The 19466-nt window shown below is 43.7% G+C and carries 22 protein-coding genes; 12 read left to right on the top strand and 10 right to left on the bottom strand.

Annotated features, from left to right (window positions below):
• Window positions 1-16: 16 nt before the first annotated feature.
• The 7 genes from secY to rplQ all read left to right on the top strand — a co-directional run bounded on the left by secY (window position 17) and on the right by rplQ (window position 4480).
• Window positions 17-1351, top strand: a complete 1335-nt coding sequence (secY, locus tag A1QO_RS02515) for a preprotein translocase subunit SecY (RefSeq protein ID WP_017036064.1) — start codon at window positions 17-19, stop codon at window positions 1349-1351.
• Between the two features lie 27 nt (window positions 1352-1378).
• The gene (rpmJ, locus tag A1QO_RS02520) at window positions 1379-1492 is read left to right on the top strand and encodes a 50S ribosomal protein L36 (RefSeq protein ID WP_000868186.1); all 114 of its coding nucleotides are present in this window, start codon (window positions 1379-1381) and stop codon (window positions 1490-1492) included.
• Between the two features lie 146 nt (window positions 1493-1638).
• Entirely contained in the window at window positions 1639-1995 is a 357-nt protein-coding gene (gene rpsM, locus A1QO_RS02525) for a 30S ribosomal protein S13 (RefSeq protein ID WP_005450559.1), read from the top strand.
• Between the two features lie 19 nt (window positions 1996-2014).
• Window positions 2015-2404 (top strand): 30S ribosomal protein S11, encoded by a 390-nt coding sequence (gene rpsK, locus A1QO_RS02530; RefSeq protein ID WP_005597095.1) that lies wholly within the window; start codon window positions 2015-2017, stop codon window positions 2402-2404.
• Between the two features lie 31 nt (window positions 2405-2435).
• Complete coding sequence (rpsD, locus tag A1QO_RS02535; protein WP_017036063.1) at window positions 2436-3056, top strand: 30S ribosomal protein S4; 621 nt, start codon at window positions 2436-2438, stop codon at window positions 3054-3056.
• Between the two features lie 24 nt (window positions 3057-3080).
• Window positions 3081-4073, top strand: a complete 993-nt coding sequence (locus A1QO_RS02540; RefSeq protein ID WP_017036062.1) for a DNA-directed RNA polymerase subunit alpha — start codon at window positions 3081-3083, stop codon at window positions 4071-4073.
• A gap of 26 nt (window positions 4074-4099) precedes the next feature.
• On the top strand, window positions 4100-4480 hold the full coding sequence (gene rplQ, locus A1QO_RS02545) for a 50S ribosomal protein L17 (RefSeq protein ID WP_017036061.1): 381 nt from the start codon (window positions 4100-4102) through the stop codon (window positions 4478-4480).
• A gap of 172 nt (window positions 4481-4652) precedes the next feature.
• Here the strand turns inward: rplQ and A1QO_RS02550 are convergent, their stop codons facing one another.
• Complete coding sequence (locus A1QO_RS02550) at window positions 4653-5273, bottom strand: FKBP-type peptidyl-prolyl cis-trans isomerase (RefSeq protein WP_017036060.1); 621 nt, start codon at window positions 5271-5273, stop codon at window positions 4653-4655.
• A 234-nt stretch (window positions 5274-5507) separates the two neighbouring features.
• On the opposite strand from A1QO_RS02550, the gene A1QO_RS02555 reads away from it, so the two are divergent.
• Window positions 5508-6068: a LysM-like peptidoglycan-binding domain-containing protein gene (locus A1QO_RS02555; protein ID WP_017036059.1), complete on the top strand. Its 561-nt coding sequence runs from the start codon at window positions 5508-5510 to the stop codon at window positions 6066-6068.
• On the opposite strand, the gene A1QO_RS02560 is transcribed toward A1QO_RS02555, so the two are convergent.
• From A1QO_RS02560 to A1QO_RS02575, 4 genes are all read right to left on the bottom strand, one after another.
• A complete protein-coding gene (locus tag A1QO_RS02560) occupies window positions 6018-6920 on the bottom strand; it encodes a DMT family transporter (protein ID WP_017038808.1) in 903 nt (300 codons plus the stop codon). The two genes, A1QO_RS02555 and A1QO_RS02560, sit on opposite strands and share 51 nt — an antisense overlap.
• Window position 6921: 1 nt before the next feature.
• Window positions 6922-7380: a GNAT family N-acetyltransferase gene (locus A1QO_RS02565; RefSeq protein WP_017036057.1), complete on the bottom strand. Its 459-nt coding sequence runs from the start codon at window positions 7378-7380 to the stop codon at window positions 6922-6924.
• Window positions 7381-7456: 76 nt separating this feature from the next.
• On the bottom strand, window positions 7457-8017 hold the full coding sequence (locus tag A1QO_RS02570) for a Crp/Fnr family transcriptional regulator (RefSeq protein ID WP_017038810.1): 561 nt from the start codon (window positions 8015-8017) through the stop codon (window positions 7457-7459).
• Window positions 8018-8079: 62 nt separating this feature from the next.
• Entirely contained in the window at window positions 8080-10041 is a 1962-nt protein-coding gene (locus A1QO_RS02575; RefSeq protein WP_017036055.1) for a bifunctional 2',3'-cyclic-nucleotide 2'-phosphodiesterase/3'-nucleotidase, read from the bottom strand.
• 565 nt (window positions 10042-10606) lie between these two features.
• Between A1QO_RS02575 and cysD the strand changes: the two genes are divergently transcribed.
• The 4 genes from cysD (at window position 10607) to cysC (ending at window position 15468) form a co-directional block, all read left to right on the top strand.
• On the top strand, window positions 10607-11515 hold the full coding sequence (gene cysD / locus A1QO_RS02580) for a sulfate adenylyltransferase subunit CysD (RefSeq protein WP_017036054.1): 909 nt from the start codon (window positions 10607-10609) through the stop codon (window positions 11513-11515).
• A 17-nt stretch (window positions 11516-11532) separates the two neighbouring features.
• The gene (cysN, locus tag A1QO_RS02585; RefSeq protein ID WP_017036053.1) at window positions 11533-12960 is read left to right on the top strand and encodes a sulfate adenylyltransferase subunit CysN; all 1428 of its coding nucleotides are present in this window, start codon (window positions 11533-11535) and stop codon (window positions 12958-12960) included.
• Window positions 12961-13071: 111 nt separating this feature from the next.
• Window positions 13072-14796 (top strand): SLC13 family permease, encoded by a 1725-nt coding sequence (locus A1QO_RS02590; RefSeq protein ID WP_017038812.1) that lies wholly within the window; start codon window positions 13072-13074, stop codon window positions 14794-14796.
• Window positions 14797-14853: 57 nt separating this feature from the next.
• Window positions 14854-15468 (top strand): adenylyl-sulfate kinase, encoded by a 615-nt coding sequence (gene cysC, locus A1QO_RS02595; protein WP_017039275.1) that lies wholly within the window; start codon window positions 14854-14856, stop codon window positions 15466-15468.
• Here cysC and A1QO_RS02600 read toward each other — a convergent pair.
• The 5 genes from A1QO_RS02600 to A1QO_RS02620 all read right to left on the bottom strand — a co-directional run.
• Window positions 15465-16367 carry a TIGR03899 family protein gene (locus tag A1QO_RS02600; protein ID WP_017036050.1) on the bottom strand — a complete coding sequence of 301 codons (903 nt, stop codon included), beginning with the start codon at window positions 16365-16367 and terminating at the stop codon, window positions 15465-15467. The genes cysC and A1QO_RS02600 overlap by 4 nt on opposite strands.
• Window positions 16368-16663: 296 nt before the next feature.
• Window positions 16664-17137 (bottom strand): DUF3299 domain-containing protein, encoded by a 474-nt coding sequence (locus A1QO_RS02605; RefSeq protein WP_426510779.1) that lies wholly within the window; start codon window positions 17135-17137, stop codon window positions 16664-16666.
• Between the two features lie 32 nt (window positions 17138-17169).
• The gene (locus A1QO_RS02610; protein ID WP_017038815.1) at window positions 17170-18429 is read right to left on the bottom strand and encodes an ABC transporter permease; all 1260 of its coding nucleotides are present in this window, start codon (window positions 18427-18429) and stop codon (window positions 17170-17172) included.
• Window positions 18426-19142 (bottom strand): ABC transporter ATP-binding protein, encoded by a 717-nt coding sequence (locus A1QO_RS02615; RefSeq protein ID WP_017036047.1) that lies wholly within the window; start codon window positions 19140-19142, stop codon window positions 18426-18428. The genes A1QO_RS02610 and A1QO_RS02615 overlap by 4 nt, the downstream gene beginning before the upstream one ends.
• Window positions 19143-19198: 56 nt before the next feature.
• Window positions 19199-19466: ZrgA family zinc uptake protein (locus tag A1QO_RS02620; RefSeq protein WP_017041540.1), on the bottom strand; the 268-nt coding region annotated here is incomplete at its 5' end.

Genomic DNA, 19466 nt, shown 5'->3' on the forward strand with positions numbered 1-19466 from the left:
GAGGAACGAGGTACAGATGGCTAAGAAACCAGGACAAGATTTTCGTAGTGCTCAGAGCGGCTTAAGTGAACTGAAGTCGCGCTTATTATTCGTAATTGGTGCACTTTTAGTATTCCGAGCCGGCTCTTTTGTGCCGATTCCTGGTATTGACGCAGCTGTACTTGCCGATTTGTTCGATCAGCAAAAAGGTACCATCGTTGAAATGTTTAACATGTTCTCCGGTGGTGCTCTTGAGCGTGCATCTATATTAGCATTGGGCATTATGCCGTATATTTCAGCATCTATTGTTGTCCAATTGCTAACTGTAGTTCATCCAGCGTTAGCCGAACTCAAGAAAGAGGGTGAAGCAGGCCGTCGTAAGATAAGCCAATATACGCGTTATGGCACGCTTGTACTTGCAACATTCCAAGGCATAGGTATTGCAACTGGCCTACCAAACATGGTCGATAATCTGGTTGTTATCAACCAAACCATGTTTACGCTAATTGCTACCGTAAGTTTAGTAACCGGCACCATGTTTTTAATGTGGTTAGGTGAACAGATTACAGAGCGTGGAATTGGTAATGGTATTTCGATACTCATTTTTGCAGGTATTGTTGCTGGGTTGCCTTCGGCAATCGGACAAACAATTGAGCAAGCGCGTCAAGGTGAATTGCACGTACTTCTTCTATTGTTAATTGCAGTATTATCTTTTGCTGTTATTTACTTCGTCGTTTTCATGGAGCGTGGTCAACGTCGTATCGTCGTTAACTATGCGAAGCGTCAACAAGGTCGTAAAGTTTTTGCAGCGCAAAGTTCTCATTTGCCACTTAAAATTAATATGGCAGGTGTAATACCAGCGATTTTTGCATCAAGCATCATTTTGTTCCCAGGAACATTAGCACAGTGGTTTGGTCAAAATGGCGAGAGCAGCGCATTCGGTTGGTTAACTGATGTGTCTTTGGCTCTTAGCCCAGGTCAACCCTTGTATGTAATGCTTTATGCAGCAGCAATCATTTTCTTCTGCTTCTTTTACACGGCATTGGTTTTCAATCCGCGTGAAACAGCAGATAATTTGAAGAAGTCTGGTGCATTCGTACCCGGTATCCGCCCAGGTGAGCAGACAGCGAAATACATCGATAAAGTGATGACTAGACTTACCCTTGCGGGTGCTCTATATATTACCTTTATTTGTCTGATTCCTGAGTTTATGATGGTCGCATGGAACGTACGTTTCTATTTTGGCGGCACATCACTACTTATCGTAGTGGTAGTAATCATGGACTTTATGGCACAGGTACAGACTCATCTGATGTCACAACAGTATGATTCTGTGTTGAAAAAAGCAAATCTGAAAGGCTACGGCCGTTAATTCAGATTTCATTTACGGAGTTTAGCAATGAAAGTTCGTGCTTCCGTTAAAAAAATCTGCCGTAACTGTAAAGTTATCAAGCGTAACGGTGTCGTTCGCGTGATTTGCAGTGAGCCAAAGCATAAACAACGCCAAGGCTAATTAGCAGAATTTTTTACTTGTAAAACTAGGTAGTGTCGAGTATATTCCTCGGCCTACCTTTTGCGTGCAAAAGAAGTAGTATGCCGCAGCGTATCCTCACGGGCTCTGCTGCGGATAATTCTTTATCAAAGTACTAGGAGTGAATAGTGGCCCGTATAGCTGGCATTAACATTCCTGATCAGAAACACGCTGTAATTGCTTTAACAGCAATTTACGGCATTGGCAAAACTCGCTCTCAAGCTATTCTAGCTGAAGTAGGTATTGCTGAAGATGTTAAGATCAGTGAACTAACTGAAGAACAGATCGATCAACTGCGTGATGGTGTGGCTAAATACACTGTAGAAGGTGATCTACGTCGTGAAGTATCGATGAACATCAAGCGTCTTATGGACCTTGGCTGTTACCGCGGTCTTCGTCATCGTCGCAGTCTACCACTACGTGGACAGCGTACTAAAACCAACGCTCGCACCCGTAAGGGTCCGCGCAAGCCGATCAAGAAATAGTCGGATAAGGTAGAGTACAATGGCAAAACAACCAACTCGCGCGCGTAAGCGCGTACGCAAGCAAGTAGCTGATGGCGTAGCGCACATTCATGCTTCTTTTAATAATACAATCGTAACTATCACAGATCGCCAAGGCAACGCTCTTGCTTGGGCTACTGCTGGTGGTTCTGGTTTCCGTGGTTCTCGTAAATCTACTCCGTTCGCTGCACAAGTTGCTGCTGAGCGTTGTGCTGAAATGGCTAAAGAATACGGTCTTAAGAACTTGGAAGTTATGGTTAAGGGTCCAGGTCCAGGTCGTGAATCTACTGTTCGCGCACTGAACGCTGCTGGTTACCGCATCACAAACATTGTTGATGCTACACCAATCCCTCATAACGGTTGTCGTCCACCTAAGAAACGTCGCGTTTAAGTTTCGTTTTTAGGAATATTGGAGAAGAATCATGGCAAGATATTTGGGCCCTAAGCTTAAGCTTAGCCGTCGCGAAGGCACAGACTTATTCCTTAAGTCTGGTGTACGTGCGATCGATACCAAGTGTAAAATTGATAACGCACCAGGTGTACACGGCGCTCGTCGCGGTCGTCTATCTGAGTATGGCGTTCAGCTTCGTGAGAAGCAAAAAGTTCGTCGTATCTACGGCGTTCTAGAAAAACAATTCCGTAACTACTACAAAGAAGCTGCTCGCCTTAAAGGCAATACAGGTGCAAACCTACTTCAGCTTCTAGAAGGTCGTCTTGACAACGTAGTTTACCGTATGGGCTTTGGCGCTACTCGTGCTGAATCTCGTCAACTAGTTAGCCACAAAGCTATCTTAGTTAACGGTAACGTTGTAAACGTTCCTTCATTCAAAGTTTCGGCTAACGACGTTGTTTCTATTCGCGAGAAAGCTAAAAAGCAAGCTCGTGTAACAGCTGCACTAGAAGTTGCAGGACAACGTGAGAAACCAACTTGGATTGAAGTAGATGCTGGCCAAATGGAAGGTACATTCAAGCGTATGCCTGAGCGTTCTGACCTATCAGCTGACATCAACGAACAATTGATCGTCGAGCTTTACTCTAAGTAAGGTTTAAACTAAAGAGAGGACACAATGCAGGGTTCTGTAACAGAATTTCTTAAGCCACGTCTTGTTGACATCGAACAGATCAACACGACACACGCAAAAGTAACTCTTGAGCCGTTAGAGCGTGGTTTCGGTCATACTCTAGGTAATGCTCTTCGCCGCATTCTTCTATCTTCTATGCCAGGTTGTGCTGTAACAGAAGTTGAGATTGAAGGCGTATTACACGAATACAGCACCAAAGAAGGTGTACAAGAAGATATCCTTGAGATTCTTCTTAACCTAAAAGGTTTAGCTGTTCGCGTTGCCGAAGGCAAAGATGAAGTGTTTATAACACTGAACAAATCAGGCTCAGGCCCTGTGGTTGCAGGTGACATCACCCATGATGGTGATGTAGAGGTCGTAAATCCTGAACACGTTATTTGTCACCTAACGGATGACAACGCTGAGATCGCTATGCGTATCAAAGTTGAACGTGGTCGTGGTTACGTTCCAGCTTCCGCTCGCATTCATACCGAAGAAGATGAGCGTCCTATTGGTCGTTTGCTCGTTGACGCTACATACAGCCCAGTAGACAAAATTGCCTACTCTGTTGAAGCGGCACGTGTTGAACAACGTACCGATTTAGACAAGCTTGTTATCGATATGGAAACGAACGGTACTCTAGAACCTGAGGAAGCTATCCGTCGTGCAGCTACTATTTTAGCTGAACAACTGGATGCATTCGTAGATCTTCGTGATGTACGTGTTCCTGAGGAGAAGGAAGAGAAGCCAGAATTCGATCCTATCCTACTGCGTCCTGTAGACGATCTTGAACTAACAGTTCGCTCTGCCAATTGTTTGAAAGCAGAAGCGATTCACTACATCGGTGATCTTGTACAGCGTACTGAGGTTGAGCTACTTAAAACGCCAAACCTTGGTAAGAAATCTCTTACAGAGATTAAAGACGTACTTGCATCACGTGGTCTTTCTCTGGGCATGCGCCTAGAAAATTGGCCGCCAGCGTCTATCGCTGAAGATTAATCGATATTAGTTAGAAGGATTAGGTCATGCGCCATCGTAAGAGTGGTCGTCAACTCAACCGCAACAGCTCACATCGTAAAGCGATGTTTAGCAATATGGCATGCTCTCTAGTTAGTCATGAAGTTATCAAGACTACTTTGCCAAAAGCAAAAGAGCTTCGCCGCGTCGTTGAGCCTTTGATTACGCTAGCTAAAACGGATAGCGTTGCTAACCGTCGTTTAGCATTTGCTCGCACTCGTGATAACGAAGTTGTGGCAAAACTGTTTAACGAACTAGGTCCACGTTTTGCTACCCGCCAAGGCGGTTACACTCGTATCCTAAAAGCTGGTTTCCGTACTGGTGATAAAGCTCCAATGGCATTCATTGAGCTTGTAGATCGCCCAGTAGCAGAAGAAGCAGCTGAGTAATAGTTCGTTTGAACTTATAAAAGCCGAGCGAAAGCTCGGCTTTTTTGTATCTTGAATATTCTCCGTTATCCAACAAGGTTTAGATATTTAAAGATCGACATAAAAAAAGGATTAGCATTACGCTAATCCTTTTTAGTCTCAATCGCCAAATAGCGATGAATCGTCACTGCACTTACAGAATCGCTAGAAGTTCAACTTCAAATACTAGCGCAGCAAATGGTGGAATTGCAGCGCCAGCGCCACGCTCACCGTATGCAAGATCTTGTGGGATGTATAGTTTCCACTTAGAACCGACAGGCATTAGTTGAAGAGCTTCAACCCAACCTTTAATTACACCGGTCACTGGGAACTCTGCAGGTTCACCGCGAGATACAGAGCTATCAAATACAGTACCGTCAGTTAGCTCACCGTGGTAATGAACGCGTACTTGCTTGTCTGACGTCGGGATTTCACCTGTACCTTCAGTCATTACTTCGTATTGTAGGCCAGACTCAAGAACCGTCACTTCTGGGCGTAGAGCGTTGTCTGCTAGGAAAACTTCACTGTCTGCAGATGCTGCTTTTGCCGCTTCAGCACGAGTCGCTTCAGCACGAGTGTGTAACTCTTGTAGTGCATTGTTAATTTCATCAATTTCAATTGCTGGCATGTCACCAGTGAGAGCCGTTGCGATACCAGCCGCGATAGCGTCAACGTTTAGGCCTTCAAGACCACTACCAGCGAGTTGTTGACCCATTTGTAGGCCAATTCCGTAGCTTGCTTTTTGCTCAACAGTTTCGAATTTTACTTCAGACATGAATGTCACTCTTAGTTAAATAAATTTAAGCGGTAAAGGATACCAGTTAACGATACAGGTTTAAACGGCTGAGAAGAATTGCTACTTCTGAGCTATCACAATGTGAGCTTTATCTTACATCGGCACAATAACGATGAGATTTTACCACTCAATGACGTTCTGTATAGAAATGAGATATACTCGTTGTTTCTTGGTTTTTATACTCTAGTAATGATATTTCGGAGGCGGATAGTAATGAATCGTCGTAAAAAGAAGCCACAAAGTACGAATTATTTGGGGCTTGTCCTGGCTCAATTGAAAGGCATTGAGTGGCATCGGTACGAACAAACGCTACGAACTCTGTGGTTGCAACTTCCCAAGCTTCATCAGCGTGCATTGATGGTACTCATTCCAGGGTTGATTATTCTGTTACTTTTACCAAGCGTTACCATCAAAGAAACCGTTCAAACACCGACGAACGAGCGTGTAGAAATTGCTATCAATACACAAGGGCTAAGTGAGCAATCAAGTCAAAAAAGTATTTCACCTGATTCTGACGTTTGGAATGAATATACGGTAAAGACTGGCGACACATTAGCGAAAGTGTTTCGGATTAACGAATTACCCATGGCCGATTTGAATGCGCTGGTTGAAATTGAAGGCGGCGATAAGCCGTTGAGCCGGATTAAGCAGGGGCAATTGGTCAGATTCAAACTATCAGAAGATGGCAGGTTGGACATACTACAGCTTTCAAAAAGCAAAGATTCAGTGATGTTTTTCCGACTCTCCGACGGAGGTTTTGGCCGAAGCAAGTAGTGATGACGCCTTCAACAGTTTCTTGACTGGCAGTATTGGTAGGACTATCAGAGCGATTCCCAGTAAGGTCAGCAAATCTGGAATTTCAGCAAACCACCATATCCCAAATAAGGTGACGAACAGTAAGCCAGTATATTCTGCTATCGCAATTTGGTAAGCGTGTGTTTTCTTATAAGCCATGACAGCGAATGCATTGTAAACAAGAATGAGGGATGCGCTTAATGCCACCCAGCCTAGCTGGACTATTTCAATAGGTTCCCAAAATACCCAAGCAAGTAACCCTGAGGTGGGTAACGAAAACAATGTTGTCCATACCAGAGTCGTTATGACCGGTTGTTCTTTGGGAATGAGTCGAACCAAAATATTGAATAGTGCGAGTGTCAATGCGGTTCCCAGAGCAAAAATCGCTGCCCAATGGAATTGAGATGGGCGCAGAACGATCAAAACCCCTGCAAAACCAATCATGGTTGCAAACACTTTGCTCATATTCGGTTTTTCTTTTAATAACCACAACGACAGTGGCAACATCAGTAGTGGTGCTGCATAAAAAATCGCATTAGCCGTCGCTAAAGGTAAATGGGTGATAGCAACCATCATACATCCGCTACCAATGAGTACTAATGTGGCACGAGCTAAGGTGATAACTGGATTATCGAGTGCTTTTTGTTGTTTTGGTAAGCGTAGCCAAAATGGGACTAAAAGCACTATAGAGAATAGTTGTCTAAGGAAGATATACTGGAAAGGAGAGATTCCTCCGTCTAGGAGCTTGACTGCGACATCAGAGAGCGAGGCCGCTAAATTTCCTATTACGAGTAGAACAATACCCAACGATACGGCGGATAGTTTCAGCACATTATTTTTCCAGTCTCATATCTATGTGTGGAATACCATCTTCTAAGTACATGTCCGATATAGAGGTAAATCCATGCGAGCCATAGAAATCCGACAAATGTTGTTGGGCGCCGATAGTGATCGATTGATCTGGCCAGAGTGACTGACATTCAAGTAGTGCTCGTGTAATGAGTTGATGCCCCAGTCCCAACCCCCTAGCGCTATCCAATGTGGCAACACGACCAATGCTGACGTCGTCATAGCTGGTTTTCTGTGGAAGCAAACGTGCACAAGCGGCAAGCTTACCTTCATAATACCCCAGTAAGTGATGGACATCTTCGAAATGATCTTTGTCATCAAGTTCTGGGTAAGGGCAGTTTTGTTCAACAACAAATACGTTGACTCTCAATTTTAGGAGTTCATAAAGCTGAAATGTCGATAGCTGATCAAAGGGTAGCGTCTGCCACTCGATATGTTTCATTCAATAATTGCTCATTAAGAAAAGTATCTTGCAACTATACCAATGAACTATTTTTCAACGCATTAACAATTGTTAATTACTGAGAAGTATTCTTGATTCGACTTAGGCTAATCGCTGTAATACCCAGATAAGCCGCGATCTGATAGTCGTTAAGACGGGTGAGAAGTTCAGGATAGTGTTGGCAAAATAGTTTGTAGCGTTCGCGAGGAGTGAACAGCAGCATAAAACGTTCTTTGCTTTCTTTAAACATGAGCTGGCTTTCTAGTAATGTCAGGTAGACGCTATGTTTTTCAGATCTCCAGTGGTGAAGGACATCGATTGGAAGATGAACGAGAAGTGTTGGAGTCAGTGTTTCTAATAGGTAGGGTGAAGGCTGAGCTTTTATGACACTTTCAAAACCTATCATCCAATCTTGCTCCCAATAAAACTCTTTACTGAACTCTTTCCCTTTATCGGTAAGGTAGCTCGCGTGACAGATCCCTTCTAAGACAAAATAGATCCCGTCAGCAAGCTCACCTTGATTGACTAATATGTGACGAGTCGGTAGTTCAAGCAGTGAGCTAGATTGAACAAGCGCATCAATATCGGTAGAGCTGAACTGTTGCTCGGTTAAATATGTTATAAATCGTTCCGTCATTTTTGCCCCATAAAAAAGCCGCTACGACAGAGTAGCGGCCTATTACTCTAACTAACTGTTCGTTATTTTTGTAGATTAATCTTATAGACAGCAAACCCAACATCGTCTGTTGATACTTTTTGCATTGGGTATTGACCTTTGTCTTTAATAAATTGTGCCGCTTTATCGCTTGGAGAGGTCTCGAAGCGAATATCCAGAGCTTGCTCTGTCACAATTGGCGCAAACGACCAGTTGTTATCGGCACTAGGTGTGACTTCACCCTTATCTTGGCTTACGCGAGAAATATAGTTGGCAACAACCGTACGGTTTTCATCGGGTGATTCAAAGGCGATGTAGTCAGAACCAGTGCCTGGGAATTTGTTACTAAAAGCACGATAGTTATTCGTTGCAATAATAAACTCTTGTTTAAGATCGATAGGCTTACCCTGATACGTTAAACCAATGATACGTGAAGCATCAGGGTTAACCGCTTTACAGTTGCCATCATATTTGGCGGGCTGGGTTACGTCGATTTGGTAATTAACCCCATCGATAACATCAAAGTTATAAGTACGGAAGCCATCCCAATCAATCAGCGATTGTGGTGCTGTTACATTGGTATCAATGTGTTTGAATTGACCTGCACTGCACTCTAGCCATTCTTTAACTTCATGGCCAGTGACTTTAAGTGCAACCAGTGTGTTCGGATAAAGGTATAAATCAGCCGCATTACGGAATGTTAGCTGCCCCGACTCAACTTCAGTAAAGTTGGCTGGATCATTTTTACGTCCACCTGCTTTGAATGGAGCCGCAGCTGAAAGTACCGCAATACCATCTAGGTCTGGATCACCTTGGATAAACCTCTCTACATAATCTTTCTGCGCAAGGTTGACGATTTGCACGGTAGGATCATCTTGAACCAGCGACAAGAAACTGTACATCACATCATTTGCTTTACCAATTGGCTGGTTTACAAATTCGCGAGTTCCCTTGTGATCGTCTTTTAGCGCGTCAAGAATGCCGGCATCGGCGTCCGCTAGTGATGCCTTACTGGCTTTATCAAAGATAGGACGTGCCTGTGATTGCCCTTCAACAACCGCCCATTTCCCGTCTTGTTGCTTAAGAACTAAGTCCATCACGCCAACATGGCTTCCCCAGCGGCCAGGCATAACTGCAGTCACACCATTAATGGTGCCTTTTTCATTATCTACCCCTTGAATATTATCAAAACCTTTACCAGGGAAGACTGAATGAGAGTGGCCAAAAGCAATGGCGTCAATACCGTCCACTTCTGAGAGGTAATAAGTCGAGTTCTCTGCACCTAGCTTATGAGGATCGGAAGAAACACCAGAGTGAGGAATCGCAACAATAACATCCGCCCCTTCTTTCTTCATTTGAGGCACAAGTTCTTCAGCTATTTGCTTGATATCTTTGGCAAAGACTTTACCTTCAAGATTCTTCTTATCCCAAACCATGATCTGTGGCGGTACAAAGCCAATGTACCCTACCTTGATCTCATGGGTTTGCCCATCTGTATCGGTAAAGCTATGAGCTTTGATTAAATAGGGCTGGAAGTAGTGCTCATCGGTTTTTTTATCAAACACATTGGCACTGATATAAGGGAAGTTTGCGTCATTGATGGTTTCGGCTAGAAACTCTAACCCGTAGTTGAATTCGTGGTTACCAATGTTACCTACATCATAATTGAGTTGATTCATCGCCTTGTAGACAGGGTGAACTTCACCTTCCGTAATACCTTTGGCCGCCATGTAGTCACCCATAGGGCTGCCTTGAATCAGATCGCCATTATCAACCAACACGCTATTTGTGACTTCTTGCTGGGCTTGCTTAACAAGAGTGGCTGCGCGAGCAAGGCCAATTTTTTGTGATGGTTTGTCTTTGTAGTAATCATAATCCATCACATTCGTGTGTATATCGGTTGTTTCAATAATTCGTAGCTTGATAGTGTCAGCCATGACAGGGCCAGCCATCATTAGCATGCCACCAAGTACTGCTATTGATATAGGTTTCACTGCAATTTTCATTGTTTACTCCATTACGAGGATAAAGAATAACTACGAGTAATGTAACAAAACATAATGTAACAATGCGTTACCGTTTGGTTAAAGTGTGATGAAACCATGTCTAGAGTGCTGTAACTGCCTACAAGATCCCATAAATATAGATTGCCTGACTGATTAATAGTGAATTGAAAAATCACTGTTATAGAACCGTTATGTTATTCGGTTATAAAAAAGACACTTTTAGAATTTCAAGTAATATAAAGAGATCGCCATAATGGATGAACATTAAGAGGGAATGCCTCGATAGCGATGATTAAAGCCCTCCTTTCCCCGCTCTTTTTTGCCTAGATTATGGCTAGGTGACTATAGAGTATTCAGGGATTCATCGTATGGATACGAAGCGTGTCTAACGATGTGACAAGTTTAAAGCGCTGTTGTTATAGAGTGAGATGAATGTCCTGTCTCAAAAGTTAGATTGGTTCTTATCTAATGCTCAAATCAACAATAGTGCTATTGCCAACTCAATATAATCTTGACCAAAGATTTAGGGACAAAATTAAGCCTAAAGGCTTACAAGGAAATAGACATGGATCAACAACGCTTAACTCACTTGAAGCAACTTGAAGCTGAGAGTATTCATATTATTCGAGAGGTCGCTGCTGAGTTTGATAATCCAGTGATGATGTACTCGATTGGTAAAGACTCCTCAGTAATGCTTCACCTTGCACGCAAAGCTTTTTACCCAGGAAAGATTCCTTTCCCGTTACTTCACGTTGATACGGATTGGAAGTTTCGAGAAATGATCGAATTTAGAGATCGTATCGCTGAGAAATATGGTTTTGATCTTTTGGTGCATAAGAATCCTGAGGGTCTGGCAATGGGTTGTAGCCCGTTTAAGCATGGCTCTTCAAAGCATACCGACATCATGAAAACTCAAGGCTTAAAGCAAGCGTTAAATAAGTATGGTTTTGATGCGGCTTTTGGTGGTGCACGTCGAGATGAAGAAAAATCACGAGCGAAAGAGCGTGTCTATTCATTCAGAGATAAAAATCACACTTGGGATCCTAAGAACCAACGTCCAGAGCTTTGGAAAACCTATAACGGCCAAGTGAATAAGGGCGAAAGTATCCGAGTGTTCCCACTATCAAACTGGACAGAGCTTGATATCTGGCAATACATCTATCTAGAAAACATTGAAATTGTACCGCTTTACCTTGCTGATAAGCGTCCAGTCGTTGAACGAGATGGCATGCTCATCATGGCTGATGATGATCGCTTGGAGCTGCAAGAAGGCGAAGTCATTGAAGAGAAGTCGGTTCGTTTCCGCACTCTTGGCTGCTACCCATTAACCGGAGCGGTTGAATCAGAAGCCAATACATTGCCGGGCATTATAGAAGAAATGCTGGTGGCGACCTCAAGTGAGCGCCAAGGGCGTGCGATCGACCACGATCAATCAGGATCGATGGAATTGAAGAAGCGACAAGGTTATTTCTAAGGATCTAAGGACAGACTATGAACAATGTAATTGAAGCTCAGTTAGAAGAGCTTGGTATTGAAGGTTACCTAAACCAACATCAGCATAAATCATTACTTAGATTCCTGACTTGTGGCTCAGTAGATGATGGTAAAAGCACCTTAATTGGACGTTTGCTGCATGACACGCATCAGATTTATGAAGATCAGTTAGCGGCGGTTCATAACGACAGCCAACGTGTTGGTACGACCGGTGAGAAGCCAGATTTAGCGCTTCTAGTTGATGGTTTACAGGCTGAGCGAGAGCAAGGCATTACTATCGATGTGGCGTATCGTTACTTCTCGACGCAGAAACGTAAGTTCATTATTGCCGATACTCCAGGGCATGAGCAGTACACAAGAAACATGGCCACAGGTGCGTCTACTTGTGATGTTGCCATCATTTTGATCGATGCACGTAAAGGTATTTTAGACCAAACACGTCGTCACTCATTCATTTCTAATTTAATTGGCATTAAGCACTTTGTTGTTGCGGTCAATAAAATGGACTTGGTCGATTATTCGCAACAGACGTTTGAAACCATTCGTGATGATTACTTAGCGTTTGCTGAGAATCTACAAGGTGAAACCGATATTCAGATTGTTCCGCTTTCAGCATTAGAAGGCGAGAATGTTGCGTCTCCAAGTCAAGAGATGACGTGGTTTGAAGGTCCAACGTTGCTTCACCTTCTAGAGACCGTTGATGTCGATCGCTCTAAGACGGAAGGCGAATTTAGATTCCCTGTTCAATACGTGAATCGTCCGAATCTCGATTTCCGCGGCTTTGCCGGTACGATCTCATCTGGCATCGTGAAAGTTGGTGATGAGATTAAAGCATTACCTTCTGGAAAACGCTCCAAAGTGGCTCGAATCGTTACTTTTGATGGTGATTTAGAGGAAGCACAGGCAGGTCTTGCTGTGACCTTAACGTTAGAAGATGAAATCGATATCAGCCGTGGTGATTTGATTGTGTTAGAACAGTCAGAAGTGGAATCATCCAATCATCTTGCCGCTGATGTGGTTTGGATGACAGAGCAACCGCTACAGCCCGGTCGAGAGTACGACATCAAGATTGCGGGTAAAAAGACGGTGGGCCGAGTGGAATCCATTCGTTACCAATATGATATCAACAACCTTTCGACGCATTCAGCCGCTGAGCTTCCTTTGAATGGCATTGGCTCATGTGAGTGGTCATTTACCGAGTCGGTGGCTTTAGATAGCTATCAAGCTTGTACAGACACCGGTGGTTTTATCATTATCGATCGCCTGACAAACGTTACTGTTGGTGCAGGTTTAGTGCGAGAAAGTTTGGCACAGGTTGAACAGCCGGTTAGCAATGTTTCAGCGTTTGAAATAGAGCTTAATGCACTGGTTCGTAAGCATTTCCCTCATTGGGATGCAAAAGATCTGAGTCAGTTACTAAAGTAACCGTGCCTAGTTAAACGTACATAGTTAAGTATTTCAACCCAGAAATTAAAGTAACAATTGGAAAAGTAACAGTATGAAGTGAGCAGTCACTATCATATTTAAGGATGAATTATGTGGGAGCAAGGATTGGTTATGGCGATGCTACTTGGCATCATCACGTGCTTGCTTGTCACACGGATTAAGCCAAGTATCATTTTTGCTGGAGCGTCGTTTTTAGCTTTTATGGTTGGATCTATTGAGCTGAAATCCATTGCGACTAATTTCACTAATTCATCCTTATTAACATTAGTTTTGTTGATTTTAGCCTCGTGTGCTTTAGAAAAAACGCGTTTAATCAGTTGGGTTAGCCGAAATATTTCTGAAGGTCGCTTGGGCACAGTAGTGGCAAAACTGGGTATATCCACGGCATTATTGTCTTCCTTTACCAATAATACGGCCGTGGTTGTATCGTTAATTGGGGCGATAAAACGCAACCAGAGACATGCGCCTTCAAAACTCCTTATTCCGCTTTCTTATGCGGCGATTTTAGGGGGGACTCTCACTCTTATTGGCACCTCAACAAACCTCATCATCAACAGTTTTGTTGAAGATGTAGGCTTACCCAGTTTAACCTTTTTTACCCCGACATTAATTGGCCTCGCGGTATTAGTCGGTGGTGTGCTTATTTTGATTCCACTCAGTTATCTTCTGCCGGATTACGATGATCATGGACAAGATGACTTACCTTATTTCTTAGAAGCCATCGTTGAGCCCGGCTCTCCGCTGGTGGACAAAAGTATTAGCGAAAATAAATTGCGTGCTTTGAGAAAACTCTTTCTCGCAGAGGTGATTCGTGATGGGAAAAGTGTCCCATCGGTTGAGCCGGACTTTGTGCTTCAAGCCAAAGACAGATTACTGTTTTGTGGTGACATAGAAAGCGTAGCAACGCTGCAAGAAATTCAAGGTTTAACCCTGTTCGGACAACATCATCTTAATGGTCAGGGCTTTATAGAGGCTGTCGTGAGCTCATCGGCGAGTTTTTGCAACAAAACACTCAAATCGAGCCACTTCAGAGACCGATTTGATGCCGTTGTGGTCGCTATCAGAAGAGGCCATGAGCGTCTAGAGGGCGGCTTAGGTAATATTGTTTTAGCGGCTGGAGACACCTTGGTGTTGGTCCCAGGAAAGCGTTTTGAAACGGAGCGCCGCGCTCATCGCCGTGAATTTGTGCTGATTAATGATTTGGATTCGAGTGCCAAGCTTGATGCCAATAAATCCAGCATCGTGCTACTCGGTTTTGCTTTGGTTATTGGGCTAGCCTTGACTGAAGTCGTGCCTATTATCAAAGGGCTGCTTGTCTATTTACTCGTTATGCTGGCGTGTGGAATTGTCAAAATCAACGAACTACGCCGCCGTTTTCCCGTCGATATCGTTGTTATCGTTGGATCCGCGTTGTCGATCGCTCAGTTGATGCTCTCTTCCGGTTTGTCCATGAGGATGGGTGAAATGTTTATGGAAGCCTTTAATGGTTGGGGCGTTTTTGGGGCATTGGTCGCGGTGTATTTGATGACGTTGATCTTAACCGAGTTAGTGACCAACAATGCAGCAGCAGCCTTAGCTTTTCCCATCGCTTATAGCATGGCATTGGGATACAACGTTGATCCTATGCCATTCATCATGGCGGTATTGTTTGGTGCAAGTGCGAGTTTTATTTCCCCTTATGGGTACCAAACGAACCTTATGGTTTACAGTGTCGGCAACTATAAGCTGACCGATTATATTAAAATAGGGATCCCAATTTCGATTGTGTATTCAGTGCTTGTATTAAGCCTAATCCCTGTTTTCTTTCCATTTTAATTTAAAGGACTGTATTTTGAGAAAGAGTGCTAAGAAACGAACTATGAGGGCCATACAATGACGCAAAATAAAGATGAGAATGTTGTGTGGCACCAACATGTTATAGATAAAACGTACCGAGCGAAGATAAAGCAACAGAAGCCATCAGTACTTTGGTTTACTGGCTTGTCTGGTGCCGGGAAATCGACGGTTGCCGGCGCACTTGAAAATAGGCTTGCAGAAATGGGCTACCACACGTATTTGCTTGATGGAGATAATGTTCGTCACGGTTTATGCAGTGATCTGGGTTTCTCAGAAAAAGATCGCCGAGAAAATATTCGTCGCATTGGTGAGTTGTCTAAATTGATGGCCGATGCTGGGCTTATTGTATTGTCTGCTTTCATTTCTCCACACCGTTCAGAGCGTCAGTTAGTCCGTGAGATGCTGCCTAATGGTGAGTTTTTGGAAGTCTTCGTCAATGCACCTTTAGATGTGTGTGAGAAGCGTGATCCTAAAGGGCTTTATAAGAAAGCGAGAGCGGGTGAAATTGCTAATTTTACGGGAATTGACTCCGTGTATGAGGCGCCCGTTAATCCTGAGATTGATTTACTGGCGGGTAAGTACACGATTGACGAGTTAGTCGAACAATGCCTTGTGGTACTGAAAGTTCAAGGCATTATTCAAGCTGACTAAACGGTGTGATGTATTGTGCTTTTTACATCTGAGTGCACGATAAATTTTTGACTCAGTAGTGCGATCACTTGGTCGTAGTACTGAGTATTCGGTTTGTTTCCGAGTAGCTTACACAGTTCATTTCCCGTAGGAGTAAAGCGGTAATAGAGCAGCCGAGTTCCTTTCCCTTGAGGCTGGAGAGAGTGGTTCTTCCCTTGGTAACTGAGTGGAAGTGGTGGATCTACTTCGATTTCTCCAGATTCCAGTTCAGTACCGTGCAGTAAACCGAGCTCGATCAGCACTAAAAGGCTTGAATAGGGGACTTGGAAGTTACCGGTGTTGACCGCAGTTGTCGTATCTCGTTTTCCCAAGCTAAAAATACCATTACGTGCTTTATAGCCAACCAATAGCTTCTTGCTGTTGTCTGCACCGAAACTGCAGGCTAGAGACGCTGCCTTCTGTAGAACTTGTGCTTCCTTCGGACTCATGTCTTGTAATATTTTGAGGGCTTTCATTGAGGTTGAGCCTGGGTTGGTAATTTCTCTTTTTAAAACTTGAGCCCATAGCCTTTGCATTGAAGGGTTGTGTATCTCTTGTGCCATATCAAAATAGCGGTATAGCCAATCTTTGTCTGGCTTTCCTGCTGTTTCATCACGACATGCCATATGCGTCGCTTTTAAGATTTGCTCTAGATTTTTTTGACGTTGTTCTTGACGTTTTCGTTCTCTTTTTAATGCTCGGTCAAGAGGAGATAGCTCGCCAGACTCGTCTTGCAGCAATGCATCTAAGCCGTAGGTTTGAGCAATATTCAGCACGCAGCTTGCACTGTCTTTAATGTAACTCGACTTTTTCTCTTGTTGCTTTGTGCTGCTGCCTGTCGGTTCGTGTTCGATAGTGACGGGCTTATTATCGTTTGCCATGCATATTTCCTCATGCCACTGAGTAGTTTCAACTGATTAAAATGTAACGTGTTATGAATCGGAGTTCTAGAAAAACAAAGAATGGCCGTTAAAAATTGAGACTACCCAAAATGATAACAATTTGTTAAAGTTGTTATCATTGGTTGCGAGGGTTTATGAAGTACGTAAAAGAGAGTAAATTTAAGAAGCACCTATCAATCGCTTTGCTATTACTGCTATATATGGCTGTGCTAGCGTATTTATCTAGCTTTTTATCATAAAATAGAGGATTGATAGGCTTTAGGTTAATTTAACAATTACATATCATCGTATTCAGCGATGGCTGTCCCTTCTATTAAATACGCGGTTTCAGCAAGTTCGTGACTGAGCGTTTCTGTTTTTAACGTCCCTATTACATATATCACATCCCATAGTTGTTGAACGGGTGCTCCTTCAGGGAATTTCACGTAAATGATTTGATTTGGTGGCGGTGGTGGAACGTGAATACATGCTCCAAAATACGGTACCAAAAGAAATTCAGTTACTTTGTTTGCATCCCCTTCGAGTGGGATAACAAAGCCCGGTATTTTGACGATACTGTTGTTCAGTTCTTGGCGTACCGAACCTACCTTAGATTGGGCCATTGTATCACCTGAGTGATCTAAGGCCGGCATCCCTACAGCATCAAATTGATTACGCTCGCTTTCAGGCACTAAATCAATCCAATCAAGTACCATTGCATCGTCAGACGCTAGGGTGATATTGGGTAGCAGTACCGAAAAACACAGCATTATCGATAAGAAAATTTTGTTCATAGTGTTACCTAAATTCTGATTGTCATGCCATCACTAAGCGATTGTCGATAAGCTCTTAGTGCTGGAATAAAGCCGATGATGATACCAGCAAGTTGAACAAACCCTAATAGAATCCATTCATAGGTTGTCATTGCCCCCATGGTGATGGTTATCCCAAATTGTTGCTGAATGATAGGTTGCCCAACGGCCAAAGCTAAATATAAGCCGCCTACGCCGACTAAGATACCTAAAAATGTCAGCGCGCTCGCTTCACTTATTAATAGTGCAAACACATGCTTTGGTTGCGCTCCCATTGCTCTGAGGATCGCCATTTCTCTTCTGCGCTCTTGCAAGCTGGTCAAGAGGCTACTGAGCATTCCAAGGAGACCAGCAATAACAACAAATACCGAAACGGCCATAAGGGCTTGCTCTGCGACAGACATCATTCCCCAAAGTTCATGAAGTGCAACACCGGGCATGATGGCACTAAGAGGCTCTTGTGTGTAAGTGTTAATTTGGCGTTGCAGTGCAAAAGTTTGAATTTTCGATTTTAGCCCCACCATCATAGCGGTAATTTGTTTTGGTTCAAATTGGTGTTGATTCAACTGATCCGCTGACGGCGTATTCCCCAGATGTGCACCTGATTCCCAGCCAACATGAATCGCTTCAATTGCTTCGAGCGAAACGTGGACTGTTTTATCTACGGGTGTGCCTGTGGGTGCAAGAATACCGACGACGGTAAAGGGAAGGTTGTCGTGTCTTGCAAACCCGACATCTCCGATGCCATGGGCAATAATGATTTCACTGCCGACCTGATATCCAAGAGATTTAGCAACATCCGACCCTACGACTGTTTCAAATAGTTGACTAAATGACTGGCCGCTACTAAAGGTTAGTGATTGCTTACTTCCGTATTTGTAATGTTGGAAGTAGCTTTCATTGGTTCCCATGACTCTAAATCCACGATGAGAATCACCCAAGGAAATCGGAATAGCCCAATCAACCGCATTATGTTGACTGAACTCTTGATAGCTTTTCCAGTCGATGTTGTTGGTGGCATTCCCAATTCTGAACACAGAGTAGAGCAGTAAGTTTACCTGCCCTGAACGGCCACCAATGATTAAATCAGTGCCCGATATGGTATTGGCAAAGCTGTTTTTAGCTTGAGTTCGGATACGCTCGACACCCATCAGTAATATGACGGAAATAGCGACGGTTAAAATAGTTAGAATGGCGGTCGTTTTGCGGTTTCGAACGCTCTTCCAAGCTAGGCTAGTTATCGCAGTCATTGGCTTTCACCTGCTTTATTTAGTTGCTTTAGGTTAATGGACCGATCAAAGAGCGCTTCGAGTGTTGGATCGTGACTCACAAATACTAAAGTTGAGTTAGCTAGGTTCGCTTGCTCCAGAAGTAACTCAATGAAGGCTGTTCGGTTGTCGTGATCGAGTGCGGAGGTCGGTTCATCTGCGATAATCAGTTTGGGTGAACCGATCAATGCGCGCGCTGCTGCCACACGCTGTTGCTGGCCGATACTGAGTTCAATCACTGGCTTGTCGAGGAGATCTTGAGGCAAGTGCAAACGGCTCAATAGGTCCTTCGCTTCTTGCTGCATCGATTGTTGTAGTTGCTGCTTGCGTCGAGAGGAAAATTGGCAGGGTAAAGTGACATTTTCAATCACGCTTAAATAAGGCAATAAGTTAAATTGCTGAAAAATATACCCGATATTATCTGCTCGGAATTTATCGCGTAAGCTTGGGCTTAGCGCTCTAATCTCCGTCCCTAGCACATCCACTCGGCCTTGTTGAACTTGGTTGATACCAGTAAGCAATCCTAGAAGTGTCGATTTTCCGCAGCCACTGGGACCTTTAATGAAGACGTGTTCACCTTCTAAAATAGAGAATTCAGGGATATCTAAAGTCGCTTGGCGGGCATTCGGCCAAGAGAAACGTAAGTTCGTAATGTTGACAACCGGAGTCACGGCATCAGACAGGGTGCTGTCCATCTCAAATTCCAATCATTGAAAGTTTGTTAGGGGGAATCACCCCCTAACAAAACAGGTTAGAAAGATAGTGTGTTGTTTTTTGGCGTTAACTTAGTCGCGGATTGTGCTTTATCTGTGAGTAAGTTGACACTGATCGATTGAGTTGGTTCAAACAATGTAAACCAATCTGTCGAGATAGTTTGCAGCTTGTTTATGTCATCACAATGAAAATGGTACTCAACGGTGAAGGTTCCGTGCCCATCACTGTGATCATGGTCGTGATGTTCGTGTTTGCCATCATCGTGATGTCCATGCTTGTCATGGTCATGATGTTCGTGTTTCTCG

Source organism: Vibrio genomosp. F10 str. ZF-129 (assembly GCF_000287055.2).
In the GTDB taxonomy this organism is placed as follows: domain Bacteria; phylum Pseudomonadota; class Gammaproteobacteria; order Enterobacterales; family Vibrionaceae; genus Vibrio.

Excerpts from the sequence above, each read along its gene's own strand:
- secY (WP_017036064.1), top strand. The coding sequence starts at position 17 with ATGGCTAAGAAACCAGGACAAGATTTTCGTAGTGCTCAGAGCGGCTTA.
- A1QO_RS02540 (WP_017036062.1), top strand. The coding sequence starts at position 3,081 with ATGCAGGGTTCTGTAACAGAATTTCTTAAGCCACGTCTTGTTGACATC.
- cysC (WP_017039275.1), top strand. The coding sequence starts at position 14,854 with ATGACGCAAAATAAAGATGAGAATGTTGTGTGGCACCAACATGTTATA.
- cysN (WP_017036053.1), top strand. The coding sequence starts at position 11,533 with ATGAACAATGTAATTGAAGCTCAGTTAGAAGAGCTTGGTATTGAAGGT.
- A1QO_RS02605 (WP_426510779.1), bottom strand. The coding sequence starts at position 17,137 with ATGCTGTGTTTTTCGGTACTGCTACCCAATATCACCCTAGCGTCTGAC.
- A1QO_RS02615 (WP_017036047.1), bottom strand. The coding sequence starts at position 19,142 with ATGGACAGCACCCTGTCTGATGCCGTGACTCCGGTTGTCAACATTACG.
- A1QO_RS02570 (WP_017038810.1), bottom strand. The coding sequence starts at position 8,017 with ATGACGGAACGATTTATAACATATTTAACCGAGCAACAGTTCAGCTCT.
- cysD (WP_017036054.1), top strand. The coding sequence starts at position 10,607 with ATGGATCAACAACGCTTAACTCACTTGAAGCAACTTGAAGCTGAGAGT.
- rpsD (WP_017036063.1), top strand. The coding sequence starts at position 2,436 with ATGGCAAGATATTTGGGCCCTAAGCTTAAGCTTAGCCGTCGCGAAGGC.
- A1QO_RS02610 (WP_017038815.1), bottom strand. The coding sequence starts at position 18,429 with ATGACTGCGATAACTAGCCTAGCTTGGAAGAGCGTTCGAAACCGCAAA.
- A1QO_RS02590 (WP_017038812.1), top strand. The coding sequence starts at position 13,072 with ATGTGGGAGCAAGGATTGGTTATGGCGATGCTACTTGGCATCATCACG.
- A1QO_RS02565 (WP_017036057.1), bottom strand. The coding sequence starts at position 7,380 with ATGAAACATATCGAGTGGCAGACGCTACCCTTTGATCAGCTATCGACA.
- rpsK (WP_005597095.1), top strand. The coding sequence starts at position 2,015 with ATGGCAAAACAACCAACTCGCGCGCGTAAGCGCGTACGCAAGCAAGTA.
- rpmJ (WP_000868186.1), top strand. The coding sequence starts at position 1,379 with ATGAAAGTTCGTGCTTCCGTTAAAAAAATCTGCCGTAACTGTAAAGTT.
- A1QO_RS02575 (WP_017036055.1), bottom strand. The coding sequence starts at position 10,041 with ATGAAAATTGCAGTGAAACCTATATCAATAGCAGTACTTGGTGGCATG.
- rplQ (WP_017036061.1), top strand. The coding sequence starts at position 4,100 with ATGCGCCATCGTAAGAGTGGTCGTCAACTCAACCGCAACAGCTCACAT.
- A1QO_RS02550 (WP_017036060.1), bottom strand. The coding sequence starts at position 5,273 with ATGTCTGAAGTAAAATTCGAAACTGTTGAGCAAAAAGCAAGCTACGGA.
- A1QO_RS02555 (WP_017036059.1), top strand. The coding sequence starts at position 5,508 with ATGAATCGTCGTAAAAAGAAGCCACAAAGTACGAATTATTTGGGGCTT.
- A1QO_RS02600 (WP_017036050.1), bottom strand. The coding sequence starts at position 16,367 with ATGGCAAACGATAATAAGCCCGTCACTATCGAACACGAACCGACAGGC.